Below are 20666 nucleotides of genomic sequence, written 5' to 3'. Positions count from 1 at the left end.
GAATTATGTCCGCACGCATCGTCGCAGTAACCACCAAGCAGGACATGGAGGATTTCCTCCAGCTCCCGTTTTCCATCTACGAAGGGGACCCGCACTGGGTCCCCCCCGTTTTGTCGCACCAGCGCAAGTTCCTTGACCCCAAGACCGGCCCCTTCTTCGAGGTGGGCGAGGCCCAGTACTTCCTGGCCAAGGACGGCGAGCGCGTCATCGGGCGCATCAGCGCGCACCTGAACTTCGCCTACGAGAAGCACCACGACGCCAGCACCGGGTTCTTCGGCTTCTTCGAGTGCATCGACGACCAGGACACCGCCGACGCCCTGTTCCAGGCAGCGGCCGACTGGGTGAAGGCCCGCGGCAAGAGCAAGCTGCACGGCCCCCTCTCCTTCGGCATCTACGACGAGGTGGGCCTGCTGGTGCAGGGCTACCACGAGCGTCCGGTGATGTTCCACGTCTACAACCCGCCCTACTACGAGAAGCTGGTCGAGAATTGGGGCTTCAAAAAGGCTTTCGACTGGTTCGCCTACAACATCGACAAGCTTCCAGGCACCATCGAGCAGCTCACGGCCCGCCGCGACGAGATCCTCACCGCCGCCAACGTGACCATCACCGAGGGCAAAACCAGCGAGTTCCTCAAGCGCGGGCCCGAAGTGCTGGAGATGTTCAACACCCTCTGGCAGAAGAACTGGGGCCACGTGCCCCTGACCGAGCGCCAGTTCGACGACATCTTCCTGCAGATGAAGCCCATCATCCGCCCGGAGCTCATCAACTTCATCATCGAGAACGACGAGCTGCTGGCCTTCAACGTGGTGGTGCCCGACATCAACGTGACCCTGCACAAGATCCGCAGCAACCTGAACTGGTGGGGCATGATCCGCCTGTTGCTGGATTGCCGCGTGTTCCCGCTCACGGCCACCCGCGACGTCATCATGGGCGTGAAGAAATCCCACCAGTGGCGCAAGCTGCACCACGCGCTGATCCTGCACACCATGATCGTGCAGAGCAAATGGCGCACAGGCTACAGCTACTGCGACTGCTCCCTGATCCCGGAATCGCTGGTGAAGTGGAACAAGACGCTGGTCATGTTCGGCGGGCGCATCTGGCGCACCTTCCGCCTCTACGACCGCGACATCTAGCCCCTCCATGACCACGCACGAGCCGCGCTGCGCGCACATCAGCCTGCTCACGGGTCAGGCGGAGCCGCCGCCGCCCGCGACCGACGCGCTCTGGGCCCTGGGCCTGAGCGCGCTGGTGTTCCTGCTGGCCCACGGCGAGCGGCTCTTCAACCCGTTCGCCATCAACGACGACGTGCGCCAGCAGCTCTACTGGATGCAGCGCTGGCTCGACCCGCAGCTCTATCCGCCCTCCCTGCTGAACGACTACGCCCAGGCCTACGTGAGCCCCGGGGTCAAGGCGCTCTACAGGCTCGTCGCGCCGCTCGTCGGCCCCATCGCCTTCTCCAAGATTCTCACGGGCATTCTGTTCGTTGCCCAGTGCCTGCTGGTGCGCGGCATCGGCCTGCGCCTGGGCGGGCGGGCCGTGTCCTGGGCCTGCATGGGCATGGTCTGGCTGATGCCCTTCTTCATCGACAACATCTCCGGCGGCCTGGCCCGGGCCTTCGCCAGCCCGCTGCTGGCGCTTTACGTGCTGCTGCTGCTTTCAGGCGGCTGGGCCATGTTCGCGGTGCTGCTCCAGGGTCTTTTCATCCCTTACATCGGGCTGCCCTGCTTCCTGGCCGGGGGCCTGTGCGACGGGGAGAAGCTCTTCAAGGGGAGGCTCAAGCCCACCCGTTTGTGGGTGTCGGGGTGGCTGGCGGCCCTCGCCGGGGTCGCGGCGGCCTGGTGGGCCAACGCCCACGTGCAGGAGCTGGGATTCGGCCCCCTGGTCAGCCTGGCCGAGACCATCGGCAGGCCCGAGTTCGGCCCCAAGGGCCGCCTGGAAATCGCCCCCCTGCCCAACCCCTTCCTGGATTTCGTCTACTACCCCTTCGAGGGCGTGGGCCTGTTCAAGGAGTTCGGGCTGGCCGCGGGCATCGTCACCCTGGTGCTGCTGGCGCCCGCGCTCTGGTTCGGGCTGCGCGCCGTCAACCACAGGCTGCTCCTGAAGCGGCTGCGCCCGCTGTGGTGCGTGGGGGCCGCCTTCCTGCTGTTCTACGTGGCCGCGCGCATGGTGGCCTTCACGCTCTTCCTGCCGGACCGCTACGTGCAGTATCCGCTCAACCTGCTCTACGCCCTGCTGCTGGGCATCTGCCTGGCGGGAGCCTGGAGCCGCTGGGTGCGGCCGCATGGGCGCAAGGCCACGGCGGCCCTGATCCTGCTGGCGGCGCTTGCGGGCGGGGCCAGGCTGCACAACGTGGCCCTCTACGACTACTCCGACCTGGCCGAGACCTGCGCCGCCGTGGAGGCCTCCACGCCCAAGAGCGCCATGATCGCCGGGCACCCCGAGCTCATGGACGTGGTCATGACCTTCTCCCGGCGCAACGCCCTGGCCACCTTCGAGCTCTCCCACGTCTGGAGCCGCGGCCTGTGGGACCAACTGCTGCCCCGCCTGGAGGGCTTCTTCACCGCCTACTACTCCCAGGACCCGGCCGACGTGGCCGCCTTCGCCAAGGCCTGGAAGGTGGACTACATCCTGGTGGACCCGGAACACTTCAGCGCCCACTTCCTGGCCGCCAGCCCCTATTTCCAGCCCTTCGGCGCGGCCATCAAGGACATGACCCGAGGCCGCACGCGCTTCGCCCTGCTGGACGAGTCCGCCTTCCCCCGCATCCCGGCGGGCGGGGGCCGCTTCCTGGTGGACGTGCGCGCCCTGCGCCCCGCCTCCTGACCTGTTCCCCCGCCGCCCTTGATGCGCGGGCCGCTTGGGTGTAATCGGCTACCCAACTATGCGCGAAAACTCTCTCTCGATCATCATTCCCCTGTACAACGAAGAGGACAACATCGCCCCCCTGCACACCCGCCTGCAGGAAGTGCTCGGCGCGATGGACACCCCCTACGAGATCATCATGGTGGACGACGGCTCCAGGGACGGCACCGCCGACCGCCTGCGGGAGCTGGCCCAGCGCGACCCGCGGGTCAAGGTGATCCACCTGCGCCGCAACTTCGGGCAGACCCCGGCCATGATGGCGGGCATCGACGCCGCCGAGGGCGACATCCTCATCCCCATGGACGGCGACCTCCAGAACGACCCGGCGGACATCCCCCGCCTGCTGGCCAAGCTGGCCGAGGGCTACGACGTGGTCTCCGGCTGGCGCAAGGACCGGCAGGACCACCCTCTGAAGCGCAACCTGCCCAGCAAGGTGGCCAACTTCGTCATCTCAAAGATTTCCGGCGTGCACCTGCACGACTACGGCTGCTCGCTCAAGGCCTACCGCAAGCAGATCATCAAGGACGTGAAACTCTACGGCGAGATGCACCGCTTCATCCCCATCTACGCCACCTGGCAGGGGGCCAAGGTCACGGAGGTGGGCGTCACCCACCACCCGCGCGTGCACGGGGTCTCGAAATACGGCATCGACCGCACCATCAAGGTCATCCTGGACCTGATCGTGGTCAAGTTCCTGGACACCTTCGCCCAGAAGCCCATGCACCTCTTCGGCGGGTTCGGGCTGGTCTCGGTGTTCATCGCCTTCCTGATGTTCCTGCTCATGCTCTATCTTAAGATCTTCGCGGACAAGAGCTTCATCGCCACCCCCCTGCCCCTGGTGGTCACGTTGTTCTTCCTCATGGGCTTCATGTCCATCTTCATGGGCCTCATCGCGGAGATACTCATGCGCACCTACCACGAGTCGCAAAACAAGCCGACCTACATCGTGGACAAGACGCGCAACTGCTCCTGCAAGGACTGACGCCCATGTGCGGCATCTGCGGCTTCGCGGGCCAGGGCGACAGGGCCGCGCTGGAGGCCATGAACGCCCGCCAGGCCCACCGGGGCCCGGACGGCGCGGGCTTCTGGCTGCACGCCCGGCGCAACGTGGGCTTCGGGCACCGCAGGCTGGCCATCATCGACGTGGCATCGGGCGCGCAGCCCATGAGCACCGTTGACGGCGGGCTCACCGTCACCTTCAACGGCGAGATCTACAACCACGCCGAGCTGCGCGCCGAGCTCGAAGCCAAGGGCCACCGCTTCCAGACCCACCACTGCGACACCGAGGTGCTGCTGCACGGCTACCGCGAGTGGGGCGAGGCCATGCCCGAGCGCCTCAGCGGCATGTGGGCCTTCTGCATCCACGACGCCGGGGCCGACAGGCTCTTCCTCTCCCGCGACCGTTTCGGCAAGAAGCCCCTCTACTACCACCTGCGCCCGGGCCTGTTCGCCTTCGCCTCCGAACTCACGGCCCTGCTCGCCCACCCCGGCGTACCCGCCACCGTGAGCGCCCTCGCCCTGCGCAAGTATTTCGCCCACGGCTTCATCCCGGCCCCCAACAGCCTCTACGAGGGTGTTGTCAAGCTGCCCGGCGGGCACAACCTCGCCATCGACCTCTCCGATTTCTCCGGGCGCGTGTCGCGCTACTGGGCCTACCGCGTGGAGCCCATGGAGGCCCTGCCCCGCGACCCCGAGGCCCAGTGGGCCGAGCAACTCAGGGAGCTCTTGGACAAGGCCGTGGCCCGCCGCCTGATGAGCGACGTGCCCCTGGGCGTGTTCCTCTCCGGCGGGGTGGACTCCTCCTCGGTGACGGCCCTGGCCGCCCGGCGCGTGGAGGGCCTGCGCACCTTCTCCATCGGCTTCGAGGAGGCCAGCTTCGACGAGTCCGCCCACAGCCTGCGCGCGGCCAAACTCTACGGCACCCTGCACAACCAGGACACCCTGGGGCTGGACCGCGCCCTGGACCTGCTGCCGGACCTGGCCGCCCGCCTGGACGAGCCCATGGGCGACAGCTCGCTTTTGCCCACCTACCTGCTCTGCCGCGAGACGCGCCCCCACGTCACCGTGGCCCTGGGCGGCGACGGCGCGGACGAGCTGTTCGCGGGCTACGACCCCTTCAAGGCCCTGGCCGCCGCCGAAGCATACTCGGCGCTCTGCCCCAAGCCCGTGCACATGGCCCTGCGCATGCTGGCCGCGCGGCTGCCCGTGGGGCACTCCAACATGCACGTCTCCTTCAAGGTCAACCGCTTTCTGAGCGCCCTGGGCTACCCCAAGCCGCTGTGGAACCCGGTGTGGCTCGGCCCCGTGGAGCCGCGCGACCTGCCCGAGCTGCTGGCCGGGCCGTGCGACCCGGAGGAGGTCTACTCCGAGGCCATCGCCGCCTGGGAGGAGACCGGCCCCAAGGACCTGGTGGACAAGACCCTGGAGTTCTACGCCCGCTTCTACCTGCAGGACGCCATCCTGACCAAGGTGGACCGCGCCAGCATGCTCTGCTCCCTGGAGGTGCGCGCCCCCTACCTGGACGCGGACCTGGTGGAGCTTGTGCGGCGCATCCCGCACCGCTTCAAGTTCCGGGGCGGGCGTGGCAAGTACATCCTGCGCAAGGCCCTGGAGCCCCTGGTCCCGGCCGACATCCTGGACCGCAAGAAGAAGGGCTTCGGCGCGCCCGTGGGCCTGTGGTTCCACCAGGGCAGGCTCGCCCCGGACCTCGCTGCCCTGCCTAACGGCGTCAACCGGGCCTGGGCCGCCGCCCGCCTGGAGGAGCACCGCCGGGGCCAAGCCGACCACAGGCTCATGCTCTGGAACCTCTGGGTGCTGGGCAGGCACCGGGGGCGCAATCCGCAACCCGCAGGAGGCGCGGCATGAGCATGATCTGGTCCAACATGGAGTACGTCCCGCTGCGGCTCATCCGGCGCTTCCTGCTCTCCGGGGCCGCGCTGGACAAGCTGGGCGGCATCCTGCCCTATTGGCGGGTCAATGCCGCCCTGGGCGACCCCGAGGCCGTGGTCAAAGGCTACGCCGAGCTGGCCGCCGAGGCCTGGAAGCCCCTGGAGGGCCTGCGCGCCGTGGAGCTGGGCTGCGGGGCCACCAACGCCACCGGCTACGCCTGGACCGCCCTCTTCGGCGGCTCCTGGACCGGGGTGGAGCCCTACGCCCTGTTCGACCCAGGGCGCGACGCGGCCCTGCTGGAGCGTGTGCGCGTGCATTTCCCCCAGGCCGGGCCGCAGAACGTGCGCCGCCTGCGCGACTTCAGCCTGCTGCCTGAGGCCAGCGCGGACGTGATCGTCTCCAACTCCGTGCTGGAGCACGTGCGCGATCCCCTGGGCCTGATGCGCCAGTGCAGGCGCGTGCTGGCCCCGGGCGGATTCATGCTGCACAAGGTGGACTACCGCGACCACTTCTTCAAATATCCCTTCCAGTTCCTCACGTTCCCGCGCGCTATCTGGGAGAACCTCCTGGACCCCGGGGACCTGCCCCGCAACCGCCTGGACGACCATCTTCAGGCGCTTGGGGACGCCGGGTTCGCCGCCAAGGTGCTGCGGCGCGAGACGGACAAACGCGCCTTCAGGGCCGTGGAGCCCTTCCTGGACAGGGAGTTCGCAGGGCGCGACCCGGACATGCTGGCCACCACCGTGGCGTCGATCTTCTGCGAGGCCGTGGTCTGAGGTGATGTTCCAAAGGAACGCGACAGCGACACAGGCGCGAACGCGGCTTGACCTGGACAGGTGTCCAACTGCCGCCATGGCGCCCTGCCGGGATGAGCCGCGCCGGGTCCGGCCTTGGCCTCTGCGCGCCGAACTGGCGGATGTTGTTCAAATACAGCCGACGGTTCGGCGCGGGGAGGCCAGGGCTGGCGCCATGATGGGCCAGGAAAGACCTCCGGCGGCCAAAGGGCTTCGCCCTTTGGAATCCCGTATTAATTTGATTTTATTCAACGCTTTGACGGGCTTCTGAGGACTCCGGACGCGATGCGCATTCTGGCCATCAATTACGAATACCCCCCTCTGGGCGGGGGCGCGGGCAACGCCACGGCCAACATCTCCCGCGAGATGGCCCGCCAGGGCGCAGAGGTGCTGGTGCTCACCTCGGCATTCAGGGGCTTTCCGGCCCGCGAGCGCGCGGACGGCTTCGAGATCCGCCGCATCCCCACCATCCGCCGCCACGAGGAGAAATGCGCCCCCTGGGAGATGGCCGCCTTCATGGCCAGCGCCTGCCTCCACGCCCCGCTCATGGCCCGGCGCTTCCGTCCAGATGCCGTGCTGGCCTACTTCGGCATCCCCTGCGGCCCGCCCGCCTGGCTGGTCAAGGCGTTTGGTGGCACGCCCTACGTGGTCTCGCTGCGCGGCGGCGACGTGCCAGGGTTCCAGCCCTACGACCTGGCCGCCATGCACAGGCTCACCGGCCCGTTGATCCGCCTCCTGTGGCGCAAGGCTGGCGCGGTTGTTGCCAACAGCGGCGGTCTGGCCGCCCTGGCCCGGCGCTTCGAGCCCGGCCTGGAATACCCGGTGATCCCCAACGGGGCGGACACGGCGCTCTTCCACCCCCGCAGCGGCGAGCGTGCGCCCGGCCCGGTGCGACTGTTCTTCCACGGCAGACTGGTCTACCAGAAAGGGCTGGACATCCTTCTCGCTGCCCTGGGCGACATGGCCGCGGCACCCTTCGAACTGCACCTGGCGGGCGACGGCCCCATGCGCCCCGAGTTGGAGCAGCAGGCATCCTCCCTGGGCATCCGCGACAAGATCTTCTTCCACGGCTGGATGCGCCGCCCGGAGCTGGCGCGCGCCCTGCGCGGGGCGGACCTCTTCGTGTTCCCTTCGCGGGACGAGGGCATGCCCAACGCCGTGCTGGAGGCCATGGCCTCTGGCCTTCCGGTGGTGGCCAGCGCCATCGCGGGCAGCGAGGAGCTGGTGCTGCCGGGCCTCACCGGCCGGCTCGTCCCCCCCGAGGACGCCCCGGCCCTGGCCGCAGCCCTGGCTCCCCTGCTGACAGACATCCCCCTGCTCGAAACCATGGGCGCGGCTGGCCGCGAGCGCGTTGAGCGCCATTATTCCTGGGCTTCGGCCGCCTCGCGTTATCTGGAACTGTGCGCCCGTCTGGCCGGAGGGCATCGCTGATGCGACGCCTCCACCGCCCTGAACGCGAAGCGATATGGGATTGCAAAGGGAGGAACTCCCTTTGCCCGCCGGAGGCATCTTCTCCTCCGGCGTTCATACTTGCCGGAAGAAGCCTCCGGCGGCCAAAGGGCTGCGCCCCTTGGAACCCCTGTCCGGGTATGGAGACGGCCGTATGTGCGGCATAGCGGGCATCATCGCTCCCCGAGGCCAGTCGCCGGACAGGGCCGTTCTGGCGCGCATGGCCGCCGGTATCGGGCACCGTGGGCCGGACGGCCACGGTTTCCACCTGCGGGAGCGCGCGGGCCTGGCCCACTGCCGCCTGGCCATCATCGACCTGGCCACGGGCGACCAGCCCATGTGCAACGAGGACGGCTCGGTCTGGATCGTGTTCAACGGCGAGATCTACAACCACCTCGATCTCAGGCGGGAGCTCGAGGCCAAGGGCCACGCCTTCGCCACCCGCTCCGACACCGAGGCCATCGTCCACGCTTACGAGGAGTACGGGCCGGACTGCGCCCGCCGCCTGCGCGGCATGTTCGCCTTCGCCATCTGGGACGAACGGAGCCAGACCCTGTTCGCCGCGCGGGACAAGCTGGGCAAGAAGCCTTTCTTCTACGCCGCCGGGCAGGACGGCTTCCTGTTCGCCTCGGAGCCGGGCGGGCTGCTGGCCCACCCCGGCGTCTCCCGCGAGCCGGACCTGCACGCCCTGAACCTGTATCTCACCCTGCAATACGTGCCGGACCCGCTCTGCGCCTTCAAGGGCGCGGCCAAGCTGCCCCCGGCGCATCATTTGACCTGGGACGCCTCCGGGCTGCGCCTCACGCGCTACTGGCAACCCGAGTTCGAGCCCAAGTGGGGCGGCACCGAGGAGGAGCTGGCCGAGGAGCTGCGCGAGCGCCTCACCGAGGCCACGTGCATCAGGCTGATGTCCGAGGTGCCGCTGGGAGCGCACCTCTCCGGCGGGATCGATTCGAGCATCATCACCGCCATCATGGCCGGGCTGTGCGCCGAGCCGGTGAAGACCTTCTCCATCGGCTTCAGGGAGCAGGCCTTCTCCGAGCTGCCCAAGGCCCGGGCCGTGGCCGAACGCTACGGCACCGAGCACCACGAGTTCCAGTTGGAGTACGGGCACGTGCCCGACACCCTGGAGCAGGTGGTGGCCCACGCGGGCGAGCCCTTCGCCGACCCCTCGGCACTGCCCTCCTGGTTTTTGGCGCGCATGACCCGCGAGCACGTCACCGTGGCGCTCAACGGCGACGGCGGGGACGAGCTGTTCGCGGGCTACCAGCGCTACTGGCTGGACCCGCTGGCCAACCTCTACGCGGCGCTGCCCGCCGCGCTCACGCAGCGCCTGCTGCCCGCCCTGCTGGCCCGCCTGCCCCAGCGCGGCGACAAGCCCATCGAGGCCGACTGGGTGGCCGGGCTCAAGCGCCTGGCCCAGGTGGCCCGGATCAGCCCAAAGGCCAGCATCGTGCGCTGGGGCTCCTACTTCGCGCCCGAGGAGGCCGCGGCGCTCTGGCGGGACGAGCCGCGCGGGCAGGCCCTGGCCGGGGACGGCGCCGAGGCCCTGCTGGCCGGATACTTCGACCGGGCCCGCGCCGAAAACTTCCTGGACCGCACCCTGGCCGTGGACATGGCCGCCTACCTGCCCGGCGACCTGCTGGTGAAGGCCGACCGCATGTGCATGGCCCACGGGCTGGAGGGCCGCTCCCCCCTGCTGGACGCCGACCTGGCCGACTGGGCCGCGCGCCTGCCCGGAAACATGAAACTGCGCGGGCGCACGGGCAAACACCTGCTGCGCGGGGCCTTCGCGGACCTGCTGCCGCCAGAGGTGCTGGCCGGGGGCAAGCGGGGCTTCGGCATCCCGGTGGGCAAGTGGCTGCGGGAGGATCTCTCCGGCTGGTGCCGGGAGCTGCTGCTGGGGGGTGTGGCGGCGCGGCGCTGGCTGCGGCCCGAGGCCCTGGCGCGCATCCTGGAGGAGCACGCCGGGGGCCGGGCGGATCACGGCAAGCGGCTGTGGGCCCTGGCCGCGCTGGAACTGTGGCTGCGCCGCTTCGATGCTGCCTGAGGGCTCAGACGGCCGCGATGAGGCCTGAGGGGCCGCGCCTGTCGCGCACCCAGACGTTGCCCGGCCGGCTCTTGGCATATTTCTTCATCTCGGCCGAGCGGTGCGAGATGGAATCGAGCGTGCAGTTGCCCTGGCAGTCCACGATGGCCAAGGAGACGCTCACGAAGCCGAAGCGCCCCTCCTTGCCGGAGCGGTCCTTGCCCGTGATGTAGCCCGCCGCCCTGTCCTCGTCGCCGTAGCAGGAGGGGGCCAGCCGCTTGAAGCAGCGGGTGATCCCCCTGCATATTCTGTCCGCCCTGTCCGGGGTGGTCACCAGCACGAAGTCGTCCCCGCCCACGTGGCCCAGGAAGTCCTTGGGGGAGCCGTGGCGGCGCAGGGCCCAGGCCATGATGCGCGAGGCCATGAGGATGATCTCGTCCCCCGCCTTGAACCCATAGGAATCGTTGTAGACCTTGAAGTTGTCCAGGTCGGCGTAGATGAAGCTCACCGGCTCGCCGCTGCCCACCCTGGATTCCATCTCCCGCTCGATGGCCACGTTGCCGGGCAGGCCCGAGAGCGGGTTGGCCCCCTTGGCCAGCTCCATCTGCACCTGGGCCAGGGCGTCCAGGATCTTCTGCACGGAGGCCAGCCCGGAGAGCTTGCCCTCCCGCGTGACCAGCACGTGGTCGTAGACCTTGTAGCCCTCGCGGTTCATGGCGGCCTGAGCCACCACCTCCACGGGAGTGTTCCAGTCCACTATGAGGGGCTGGCTGTCCATGATGCGGGTCACGGGCCGGTTGGTATAGAGGGCCAGCCCGTACTGGGAGGAGAGCACCCTGTCCATCTGGTGGCGCGTCACCAGGCCCACCGGCCGCCTGCCGGATATCACGGCCACGGAGCTCACCTGGGGGTGCTGCTCCAGGAAGCGCTTCACCTCGCCCACGTTGGCCGTGGCCTGCACCTGCACGGCCTGGTCCGCGTGGCCGCCGATGGGCGCGGAGCACTTGAACTCGGCCATGGAGCGGCGGTTGCCCGTGACGATCAGGCGCGCGGCCTCGGGGCTCAGCTCCGGGCGCGGCGCGCCCGGCCGGGCCAGGAAGTAGCCCTGGCCGTAATGAACGCCCATGGCCACCAGGGAGGTGAGCTCGGTGGGCGTCTCGATGCCCTCGGCCACCACCTTGCAGCCCACCTTGTCGGAGAAGGTCAGGAAGGTCTCGATGAGGGCGCGCTTCACCGGGTTGGAGTCGATGCCGCGCACCAGGGACATGTCCAGCTTGATGAAATCCGGGCGGATCTCCGCGATGGACCACAGGCCGGAATAGCCCGTGCCCACGTCGTCCACGGCCACCTTGTAGCCCTCGCCCCGGTAGTGGTCCAGGGTGCGGTGGAAGAGCGAGAAATCCTTGGTGGAGTGGCGCTCGGTGATCTCGAGCACCACGTCGTGGGGCTCCAGGCCGAGCGAATCCAGCAGCCGGACCGTTTCGCCGGGGTTGAACTGCGGGTCCACCAGGGTGCGCGGGTGCACGTTGAGGAAGAGCTTGCGCCCCGAGCCGGGGTTGCCGAAGCCTGTCAGCGCGGCGGCGCGGCAGGCCCGCTCCAGGGGGAAGACCAGGTTGTTCTCCTCGGCGAAGCCGAAGAGCATGGCCGGGTTCTCGAAGGTGCTGCCCACGGGCCCGCGGGCCAGGGCCTCCCAGGCGAAGATGCCCCCGCCGCGCAGGTCCACCACGGGCTGGTACACGGCGCGGACCCCGCCGGTCTCCAGCACGGCGCGGAACTCGCCCAGCAGCCCCCCCGCCGTGGGGTTGGCCGTGCCCCGGATCATGCCGTGGGCGTCGGCCAGGGCGGTGTGCATGGCCTGCTCCAGGCCGCGGCGGCCGGAGCCTTTCTGCAGCCGGGCCACCCCAACGGCCAGCTCCAGGTCCTGCCCGGTGAGGTTGAGGGCCTCGCGCTTCAGGCGCGCGCGCAGGTTCAGGCGCATGATGGAGGCCGTGTGGGTCAGGGCCTCCCGCCGAAGCCCCACGCCGCCCAGCACCAGCAGGTGCTTGTCGCCCTCCAGGCGCTCCAGGAGCACCAGGGGCAGGCCCTGCACCTGCTCCCTGGCCAGGGAGGCCAGCTCGCCCTCCATTGCCGCGGCCAGGGCGTCGGACACATCCTGCCCGTAGATGCGGGAGAACATGTAGAAGTCCTGAATCTCGAAGAGCATGATGCCCACGGGCTGCCCCAGGGAGAGCATGTTTTCCAGGATGTCGCGATGCGGGGGGTCGAAAAGGGTCAGCGTCCGCCCCAGGGGAGGGGTGGGCTTGCCGGTGCGCAAGAAGCGCTGTTCCAGACGCGGCTTGAAGTCCATGATGCTCACTGCCATGCTGTCTTGGTATACCCAAATGCACCCGCAGCTTGGCGGAGACGTGAAAGGAATGTGAAGAACGCGTGACGGGCATTGTTACATCCCTGCGCCGGGCCTTGCCAAGAACGCCCCCGCCCCGTAGGTGTGGATCACTGGGAGAGGCACGCATGCCCAAGAACAAATCGTTCCTGGAAGATTTCTACAACGAGACCATGAGCGAGATGGCGGAGAACTTCTTCGCGCGCCGCCGCAGGGTGGAGGCGCGGCTGGAGGGGTTCAAGGCGTTGGCTGGCGACGTGCGCGAGATGGGGCTGCGAGCCCTGCGGCACTGGGCCGCGCTGTTCGCCCTGCTGGTGGACGAGGAGTTGGCCGTCGGCTTCTTCCGGGAGTGCGGCGTGGACGTCGCCGCCCTGCCCGCCCAGGCCGCAGCCGTGGGCGAGCCGTGGCGCTTCACCCCGCCCTTCGGCCTGACCTTTGCCGGGCGCTACGCCAAGAGCGTGCGTTACGTTTACATGGCCGTGCGCGCCGCCACGCAGGACTACCTGCACGGCGCCTACGGCTCGGACCCGCACAACCCGGCGCGCAAAATCCTGCTGCCCAACCTGGACAGCCTCAAGGCCCTGGCCGCGACCATCAACGCCGAGGTGGAGGGGGTGAACACCGGGCAATCGCCCAGCACGGTGCTGAACTTCGCCAAGTCCATGGACCCGGCGGAGGTGGAGAAGGAAGCCGTGGTGGGCGGCATGGGCTGGGAGGACGTGAGGAAGCTGGACAGGGAGCTGGCCTTCCAGGCCATCGACCTGGACGCGCTGGGCCTGCCCGACCTGCCGGACATACCCGCCCTGGACGACGTGGAGACGCAGCTGGACGCGCTGAGCAGCGCCATCAGCAAGCTGCGCAACGAGGAGGCCCGCAGGGCCATGAAGTGGTTGAAGGCGGAGTAAGCGGCCATGGATTGCCCGGGAGTGCGCGTGGCGATCCACCCAGGAAGCCTGCTTGGCTGGCACCCTCCAACCCCGATGTCTTTGCGCCGACCAGTGCCCCAATTGGGATAGATGACTCCATTATGCTAACAAAGCACCTGAAATATGGACTGATTTGTTTTGCAGTCGCTTTGCTGGGGGCTGCTATCGATTTTGGAGGATGGCATTTCGAGCAACGTTGGCTCGCTATGCTCGGCTATGGGGTCGCGGCGATCGGCGTGGGTGGTGGTGTTCTCTGCGTTCTTTTTGGATTTGTTGGTGCCATTCTGGGCTGGGTGGTCGAGAACAAGCAACAAAATAAAATGTGAACCATGCGTATTCGCAGCACAACAATTTTAACCAATGCAATCGTGTCATTTACATTGGCTTTCTGCCTTACATCACTGTGCCCTGATGCGGCTGCCCTTGCCGCCCCATGTGATGGAATAATCAGAGAAATCGACAACGAGCTCAAAACAAAACTGCCCCCCATAATCAAGAAGCAGCTAAACGCACCATCCATCAAGATACTCCAATACTTTTACTTTGGAGATTGGAGTATCGTCTACGTCGAAACACAAATATCCGACAATCCCTTCTTGTTCTATTCAGGCAACCCGCTCCAAAGTGATTTTGTCACCATTTGGAGCGGAGCCGCCACAATATACGAAGAGGATGAAATCAAACGGTGGGTTCTTGAGAATGCTCCCGGCATCCCGGAGTCTCTCGCCGACTGTTTCGCCTGGCACGTCACAAAGGCACGGACCGAATAGCCTGCTGAAGTCCGTCACGACCAAGATACGGGGCTTAAAGTAGACCTACAGCACGGCTGCAAAGCCGGGTGTTCTCCTACGCCAACGACAGCAAATGCTCGATGACCTTGCGCTCGTCGAACAGGGGGGCGTTCTCCTCGCTGGCGAGGTCGCACTCGATGATCCCTATCCCCATTCCTTCCAGTTGCTTGAGCGCCAGCGGGTGCTGGTAGATCTCAAGCCTCTTGTCCAGCATCACGAAGTTGAGCAGCGCGCTCGTGGGGCGCGGCTTGGAGCAGCTGGCCCGCAGGTACTCCACCAGCCGCCGCACGCTCTCGCCCAGGCCCAGGCCGAGCTGTTCCGGGTCGCCCGCGGGGTTGGGCACGAACACCTTGGGGCATTGGGCCTTGGCCACGGCGTCGCCCACGCCCCTGGGCAGAAGGTTGGCCACCAGGCTCGAATAGAAGCTGCCCATGGGGTAGCAGATCAGCTCGGAGGAGCGGATGGAGTCCTTGATCTTGCGGCGGATCTCCACCTCCACCGGCGTCGTGTCCTTCTGGCTGGCGCAGAGGTAGACCCGCTTCACCGGGCTCTTGATGGGCCCCTCCTCCTTGCCGGTGAGCAGGTGCTGCCCGGCCAGCACGGTGCCGTCGGCCAGCTCGGCGGCCAGGGTGAGGTCCCGGTTGACGATGGGCCGCACGGTGCCGCGCGCCTTGACCATCATGGCGAACATGTAGATCACCGGGTCGATCTGGCGGTTGTAGTTGAAGAAGCCCCCGGCCAGGATCAGGTTGCCGATGCTCGCGCCGCGCAGGTCGAACTTGTGGTCGCGCATGGCGTGGCGGAAGAAGCCCAGGTGGGTGCGGATGATCTTGCGCATGGGGTCCGGCACGTCGGCCACCAGGGGGGCCTTGCCGGAGATCATTTCGTCGAGGATGGCGGCGAGATCGTCCTGGCACTGGTCCTTGGGGAGGCGGTGGGCGAAGAGGCGGTAGATCTGCGGGTTGCCGTGCAGAGTGCGGTCCGCCAGGGCCATGAGCCGGTTGCGCAGGTCGCCCACGGCCAGCATGTGGAAGCTCTTGCGCAGCTTGGCCGAGGAGCCGCCGGAATCGAAGGGCGTTATCAGGTGCACGGAGTTGTGCGTGTAGCGCACCAGCTCCCGCGAGAGGTCGCGCAGGGCCGTGCCCCCGCTGAAGAAGAGCGCCTTGGGCCCAAGCTCCGGGGCCTTGAGGTAGCGCGCGATGCGCACCGGGTCCGGCAGGGTGACGGTGTGAGTGACGGATACTTTGGTCATGCTTTGGCCCCGGGCGTCGCGGCGGTCTTACAGAACGCCTCCGCCGGTGTCGGGCGGCCGGACGCCCGCTATGTGTTCAGCCTTTCAGGAACGCCGCCAGCTCGGCGGCCGCCTTCTCGAAGTCGATGCTGCCGGTCACCTCCAGCACGGTGCAGCCCGAGAGCATCTCCACGTAGGCCTCCTCCGAGAAGTCCGGCACGGTGAGGTCGCCGGTCGTTTCGAAGAAGAGCCCCGTGCTCTTCATGAAGGCCGGGAGCAGCTCGCGCCGCCGGGCGATGTCCACCCGGGCCACGTTCAGCTCGCCCCCGCCGCGCGTCCAGTTCAGGATGGCCAGGCCCTTCATGCGGGCCTCCAGGTCGAAGCGGCCGGGGCCGTAGCAGGTATCGATGAAGGCGTCGTACTTGTGCTCCAGGCTCCAGAGCTCCTCCAGGGGAAGGTTCTTGAAGGCGGCCCTGTCGGAATCCGGCATCACCGAGGCCAGGCTCGGGTTGTTGAGCACGGTGCCGGGGTTCACGCGGGGCATCTTGGCCACGCCGTACATCATGAGGTCGCCGTTGTTGCGCCCGATCATCACCCTGTCGTTGGAGACGAAGTGCAGGCCGTGGTTCATCATGTGCAAGGCCAGGGTGGACTTGCCCATGCCCGAGAACCCGGCCAGGCTCAGGCCCTGGCCCTCGTGCGACACGCCCGCCGCGTGGCCCAGCAGGCAGCCCTCGTTAAGCCTGTGCTCGATGAAGCGGTTGTTGATGAAGTTGACCACCTGGTTGGGGTTCTCCAGGCAGGGGCCAACGGCCACGTTGAGGCCCTCGCCGAAGAGAAAGGCCATGCCAGTGAGGCGCTTGTGCACGGCCCGGCCGCCATCGAGGGCCGCCCACTCCTCCTTGATCTTGGTCTTGCCCGGCTCGGGCTCCTTGAGCTGGTAGTCCAGATGCAGCCTCGGGGGCTTGCCCTCGATGGCCAGCACCTCGCACACGGCCGGGCCGCCCTGGCGCAGGAAGTCGCGGTAGTAGTCCGCCAGCCAGGCGACGAGCGCGGGCTCGTTGGAGCGCACGTCCAGGGCGTAGCTCCCGAAGTGCAGGCCCAGGGTGTGCGGGCAGGGGTTGGCGGCGAGGATGGGGGCCAGGACCCCTTGCAACGTGAGGTTCATGCGAGGCTCTCCAGAACAAATTTGACGTAAGCGTCCGCGGCGTCGATGCCGCAGGCGTCGAGGAGGCCCCGGAACCCGCCGAAGGCCGACACTTCAAACACGATGGGGCCGTCGGCCGTTTCCGCGATGTCCACGCAGGTGAAGGCCATGTCGAACAGCGACTGGGCCTTTTGCGCCAGCGCAACGATCTCCGGGGAGGGCTCCACGGCCACGTACTTGCCCCCGGCGTTGGTGGTGGTGTTCCAGCTGGAGCCGCCGGACTTGCGGGCGTAGGTGGCCAGGTACTGCCCGCCCAGGAAGGTGACGCCCAGGTCCTTCTCCAGGGGGGGCAGCATCTTCTGCAGGTACATGACCGCGTTGCCCGCCTGCTGGAAGGCCTCGATGCGCGCCCTTGCCGATTCCCCGGCGGAAATCACCTCCATGCCCCGGGCCTTGGTGGAGTACAGCGGCTTGAACACGGCCTTGCCGAAACGCTCCACGGCGTCCAGGGCCTCGTCCACGTCCTCGGTGATGATTGTGGCGGGCATGGGCAGGCCGCCCGCGCGCAGGGTCACGGTGCAGCTCAGGCGGTCGATGAGCCTGATGATGGAGGTTGGCTTGGAGAACACCGGCAAGCCCTTGAGCTCCAGGAAGCGCAGCATCTCCAGGCGGTCGAGCACGTCCGGTGAGTACTGGGGCGCGATCTTCTTCACGATGAGCGCGTCCAGCTCCAGCAGGTCCTGCCCGTTGTAGCGCACCGTGCCGCGCTCCAAGTCCAGCACGGCCTTGTCCATGTCGATGAGCAGGCGGAAGCCCGTGTGCTTGCGGCAGGCGTCCGCCAGAACTTCGGAGGACCAGCCGTCCGTAATGCCCACAACGCCAATCTTTTTCATGTCTCTCTCCGGAAATCCGATCAGTAGATGAGCACTGCCTCGGGCAGGCGGTAGCCGCGCCAGGGGCAGCTGGAGCGGCTGTGCGCGAGCAGGTTCTGCATCAGGAACACGCCCCGGTGGTACATCTCCTTGGCGAAGCGCTGGTTGAACTCGAACCTGCTGGAGGTGACGAAGGAGCGCACCAGCCCCAAAGCAAGGCGGGCCTCGAAGGTGTCGTCGGAGAACTCCGCCGCGAAGGCGCGGGTGAAGTGCAGGAATTCGCGCATCACGCGGTCCAGCCGTTCGCGCAGGCGGAGGTCCAGCACGGGCAGGCGGAAGTTGGAGATGAGGAACACGGAGACGTCCTGCACGTAGTCCTGGTCCTTGGAGCGGTGCAGGTCGATGTAGTGGATGCGCTGCTCCTCGTGGTTGTAGACGATGTTGTTGATGTTGAAGTCGCCGTGGATGAACACCGAGAACGGGGCCTCGAGCCCCTGCTCCAGCTCGGCGGCGCTGGCCAGCAGCTCCTCGAATGCGGGGATATCCAGGCCTTCAAGACCCATGCGCGGGGTCTTGAAGGAGGGGTGCATGCGGTAGACGTCCTCCAGGCGGCTCTGCAACTGCTTGATGTACCCGCCCCGCACCGGCTCCTTCCTGATGGTGTCGCTCCAGAGCTGGTGCACGGTCTGCAGCAGGATGAAGGTGGCGTTGGCGGCGATGTCCGGCGCGCCCGTGAGCACGACCTCCTGGTAGGTGCAGCCGCCCAGGTACTCCATGAGCATGGAGGCCGAGTCGCCGTCCTCCTGGAAGGCCTGGATGGTGGGCGGCAGCCCCGGCATGATGGACTTCCAGCGGTTGATGTTCTGGGCCTCGTTGCGCAGCTTGGCCGCGTTGCCCTCCTTGAAGAGCACGCCGCTGGCCCGGGAGCCGCGCTGCCTGCCGCCCGTGCCCTCCACCTTGCCGATGCGGCAGCCCGAGCGCGTGCCCCAGATGGAGTGGAACTCGCCGTCGGAGATGGGCACCTCCTGCCCAAGCTGGGTCAGGGTCTGCTTCAGGGCCTCGTACTGGTGGATCTTGAACTTCTCGCCCACGGCGGCGAAGATGATGGCCTCGCCGATGTTGAGGATGGTGTCCCCCATGCGCTCCAGATAGCGGAAGATGTTGTGGCAGGTGATGCAGTTCTCGGGGGATTCGCCCTTGCGCAGGTCCGCCAGGATGGCGTCGAAGTTGGTCTTGAACAGGGTGTCCAGTGTCACTTCCACGCGGCAGATCTTGAAGGCCAGGGCGATGTCCTGGTTGTAGAGCGCCCGGATCACCAGGTGCAGGGCCTTCATGATCTCGGCGAAGAAGGCCTGGTAGTCGTAGCGTTTGATGAACGCCGGATCGCGCAGGTACTGCTGCTGCATCACGATGTTCACGGCGTGGTCCGCCATGCGCTCCAGGTTGGCGGTGATGATGTTCACGGCCCGGGCCTGGTCGATGGCGCGCTTGTCGCCCCCGAAGCCCGTGTGGATGCGCGAGAAGCACTTGTTCTCGATGACGCTCTTGAGGTTGTCTATGTAGTCGTCCCGGCTCTCGATCTTGACCACGAGGCCGGGGTCCGGGTGTTCGAGGACCTTGAGGGCGTTCTCCACCTGCTTGGTCACTTCCAGGACCATGAAGCGGAAGTTCTCCTCCACGCCGTCCAGAAACTTCATCGCCTACCTCGCGTCCCCGGGAGTGATAGTGAGGGTGTCCTCCTCGGGTTCCTTGGCCTCCACGTTCTCGCGCCAGTGGAACTTGAGCGTGAGCTTCATGCGGCCTTCCTTGCCCTTGGCCTCCACCGCGAAGCCGACAAGCCCCTTGGGGGAGAGCACCAGATCAAGGTCCTTGCGGGTGAAGCGCATGGAGCCCGCCTCGAAGCCGTCGGTGATGGCCCTGAGGTAGCCCACCAGGGTCTCGACGTCCTGAGCCGATTCGAAGGTGAACTTGCCTTCCGTGGCGGGGCTGGCCGCCTTGTCGTTGTCGTCGCACTGCATGACGATATTCTCCTGATCCGGCCGGGTGCGGCGGCGCGCACCGGCGGAGGGGTTGCTGCGCCCGCGCGGGCTAGCCGAGCCGGGCGCGGTATTCGTCCATGACGGTCTTGCGGCTCACGCCGGACATGATGAGCCCCTTGGCGATGCCCAGGTCGTCCCAGGCGGGCTGCAGGCCCACCTCGCGGGCGACCTTGTCCTTGTCCTGCTCCTCGGGTGCCTTGAGCTTCTCGCTCAGGTGGCAGTCGTCGCCCATGAAGATGAGCATGGGCCTGTCCTTGTGGTAGCCGCGCCTGTTCTGGTCGATGACCACGTTAATGAGGAACTCGGTGTACTGCTGGGACTGCGGGTTCCAGACCTCGATGCCGTCCACGTCGTAGTTGCGCAGCAGGATGGGCCAGAACTGCTCCGGGTGGGGGATGACGATGCCCGCGCCGATGGAGCGGGCCTCCTCCACCACCTCGGAGGCGCGGTAGAAGTAGGCCAGGGAGAAGTTCTCCTTCACGACCTCCTTCACGGCCTTGGCGTACACCTGGGCCTTGTTCACCAGGCGCGGGTCGTGGATCTGGCGCAGGCAGTCGAAATAGTTGCGCACCAGCTTGTTCTTGAAGGCGTCCTCGGGCGTGCGGGACTCGTTCAAGATGACGAGCTCCTTGAGCCTGCGGGCGTAGATGGAGACGAACTCCACCACGTCCTCGTCGGAGCCGGCGATCCCGGCGGCCTGCTGGCGGCGCTCGGCCCATTCGGGCTCGCACATGGCGTCGAGGTATTCGTAGAGCTGCGACGAGCGGTACTTGAAGGTGTGGCGCAGCATGTTGGCGAGCACGCCCGCGCGCTCCAGCCTGTCGGCGCGCAGGTGGATGAGCAGCTGCACCTTGCGGTTGAACCCGTGGGAGAAGCAGTCCACCTCCACGCCCGCGTAGTCGCCCCAGGTGAGCAGCTGGTTGTGCTGGGTGGGGATGATAAGCTCGTCGCGGCTGGAGGGGAACATGGCCCCGATGCGCTCCCTGATGATGGGCATGGGCACCTGCTCGGGGTGCCAGTGCACGGCGAGCACGTATTCCTGGCGCGGGAAACGCGATTTGGGGTTTCTGATCGATTCGGCCTGCTCGGGCGTGACCCCGGCGCAGGTGAGGCCGAGATAGGTCTCCAGGTCCCAGTCGGTGACCTCGCGGGGGATGGCGGCCAGGTCAATGCTGGCGCAGGCCGGGGAGCCCGGCTTCACCAGTTCGATGGATGGTGTGGACATGCGAAGCCTCTATGCTGTCGCCCCGGGCG

At 67.2% G+C, this 20666-nt stretch carries 17 protein-coding genes; 10 read left to right on the top strand and 7 right to left on the bottom strand.

Annotated elements, in window-relative coordinates; all coding sequences use genetic code 11:
- Positions 1 to 5: 5 nt before the first annotated feature.
- The 7 genes from MLE27_RS09310 (at position 6) to asnB (MLE27_RS09280) (ending at position 10044) form a co-directional block, all read left to right on the top strand.
- Positions 6 to 1133, top strand: coding sequence for a hypothetical protein (locus MLE27_RS09310; protein ID WP_243311792.1), 1128 nt, complete (start codon positions 6 to 8; stop codon positions 1131 to 1133).
- Between the two features lie 7 nt (positions 1134 to 1140).
- Entirely contained in the window at positions 1141 to 2823 is a 1683-nt protein-coding gene (locus MLE27_RS09305; RefSeq protein ID WP_243311791.1) for a hypothetical protein, read from the top strand.
- A gap of 58 nt (positions 2824 to 2881) precedes the next feature.
- Positions 2882 to 3844: a glycosyltransferase family 2 protein gene (locus tag MLE27_RS09300; RefSeq protein WP_243311790.1), complete on the top strand. Its 963-nt coding sequence runs from the start codon at positions 2882 to 2884 to the stop codon at positions 3842 to 3844.
- Positions 3845 to 3849: 5 nt separating this feature from the next.
- Positions 3850 to 5727 carry an asparagine synthase (glutamine-hydrolyzing) gene (gene asnB, locus MLE27_RS09295; RefSeq protein ID WP_243311789.1) on the top strand — a complete coding sequence of 626 codons (1878 nt, stop codon included), beginning with the start codon at positions 3850 to 3852 and terminating at the stop codon, positions 5725 to 5727.
- On the top strand, positions 5724 to 6527 hold the full coding sequence (locus MLE27_RS09290) for a class I SAM-dependent methyltransferase (RefSeq protein WP_243311788.1): 804 nt from the start codon (positions 5724 to 5726) through the stop codon (positions 6525 to 6527). Before asnB (MLE27_RS09295) ends, MLE27_RS09290 begins: the two co-directional genes overlap by 4 nt.
- Before the next feature lie 303 nt (positions 6528 to 6830).
- Positions 6831 to 7976: a glycosyltransferase family 4 protein gene (locus MLE27_RS09285; protein ID WP_243311787.1), complete on the top strand. Its 1146-nt coding sequence runs from the start codon at positions 6831 to 6833 to the stop codon at positions 7974 to 7976.
- Between the two features lie 172 nt (positions 7977 to 8148).
- Positions 8149 to 10044, top strand: a complete 1896-nt coding sequence (gene asnB, locus MLE27_RS09280) for an asparagine synthase (glutamine-hydrolyzing) (RefSeq protein ID WP_243311786.1) — start codon at positions 8149 to 8151, stop codon at positions 10042 to 10044.
- A 4-nt stretch (positions 10045 to 10048) separates the two neighbouring features.
- On the opposite strand, the gene MLE27_RS09275 is transcribed toward asnB (MLE27_RS09280), so the two are convergent.
- Positions 10049 to 12385 (bottom strand): GGDEF domain-containing protein, encoded by a 2337-nt coding sequence (locus MLE27_RS09275; protein WP_243311785.1) that lies wholly within the window; start codon positions 12383 to 12385, stop codon positions 10049 to 10051.
- 149 nt (positions 12386 to 12534) lie between these two features.
- On the opposite strand from MLE27_RS09275, the gene MLE27_RS09270 reads away from it, so the two are divergent.
- From MLE27_RS09270 to MLE27_RS09260, 3 genes are all read left to right on the top strand, one after another.
- Positions 12535 to 13311 (top strand): hypothetical protein, encoded by a 777-nt coding sequence (locus tag MLE27_RS09270; RefSeq protein ID WP_243311784.1) that lies wholly within the window; start codon positions 12535 to 12537, stop codon positions 13309 to 13311.
- A gap of 122 nt (positions 13312 to 13433) precedes the next feature.
- Positions 13434 to 13658, top strand: a complete 225-nt coding sequence (locus MLE27_RS09265) for a hypothetical protein (protein ID WP_243311783.1) — start codon at positions 13434 to 13436, stop codon at positions 13656 to 13658.
- Between the two features lie 3 nt (positions 13659 to 13661).
- Positions 13662 to 14102 carry a hypothetical protein gene (locus MLE27_RS09260; protein ID WP_243311782.1) on the top strand — a complete coding sequence of 147 codons (441 nt, stop codon included), beginning with the start codon at positions 13662 to 13664 and terminating at the stop codon, positions 14100 to 14102.
- 76 nt (positions 14103 to 14178) lie between these two features.
- Here MLE27_RS09260 and MLE27_RS09255 read toward each other — a convergent pair whose 3' ends face one another.
- From MLE27_RS09255 to MLE27_RS09230, 6 genes are all read right to left on the bottom strand, one after another.
- Positions 14179 to 15375: a GAK system CofD-like protein gene (locus MLE27_RS09255; RefSeq protein ID WP_243311781.1), complete on the bottom strand. Its 1197-nt coding sequence runs from the start codon at positions 15373 to 15375 to the stop codon at positions 14179 to 14181.
- 76 nt (positions 15376 to 15451) lie between these two features.
- Positions 15452 to 16522, bottom strand: a complete 1071-nt coding sequence (locus tag MLE27_RS09250) for an HprK-related kinase B (RefSeq protein WP_243311780.1) — start codon at positions 16520 to 16522, stop codon at positions 15452 to 15454.
- Entirely contained in the window at positions 16519 to 17394 is an 876-nt protein-coding gene (locus tag MLE27_RS09245; protein WP_243311779.1) for a GAK system ATP-grasp enzyme, read from the bottom strand. The genes MLE27_RS09250 and MLE27_RS09245 overlap by 4 nt, the downstream gene beginning before the upstream one ends.
- A gap of 20 nt (positions 17395 to 17414) precedes the next feature.
- Entirely contained in the window at positions 17415 to 19070 is a 1656-nt protein-coding gene (locus MLE27_RS09240; RefSeq protein WP_243311778.1) for a PhoU domain-containing protein, read from the bottom strand.
- Between the two features lie 3 nt (positions 19071 to 19073).
- Complete coding sequence (locus MLE27_RS09235; RefSeq protein ID WP_243311777.1) at positions 19074 to 19391, bottom strand: amphi-Trp domain-containing protein; 318 nt, start codon at positions 19389 to 19391, stop codon at positions 19074 to 19076.
- 70 nt (positions 19392 to 19461) lie between these two features.
- Positions 19462 to 20637: a hypothetical protein gene (locus MLE27_RS09230; RefSeq protein ID WP_243311776.1), complete on the bottom strand. Its 1176-nt coding sequence runs from the start codon at positions 20635 to 20637 to the stop codon at positions 19462 to 19464.
- Between the last annotated feature and the right edge of the window lie 29 nt (positions 20638 to 20666).

It is taken from the genome of Fundidesulfovibrio agrisoli (genome assembly GCF_022808715.1).
In the GTDB taxonomy this organism is placed as follows: domain Bacteria; phylum Desulfobacterota; class Desulfovibrionia; order Desulfovibrionales; family Desulfovibrionaceae; genus Fundidesulfovibrio; species Fundidesulfovibrio agrisoli.
Note: the sequence above shows the minus strand (reverse complement) of the source record. Positions and strands in the feature narration are given on the sequence as shown.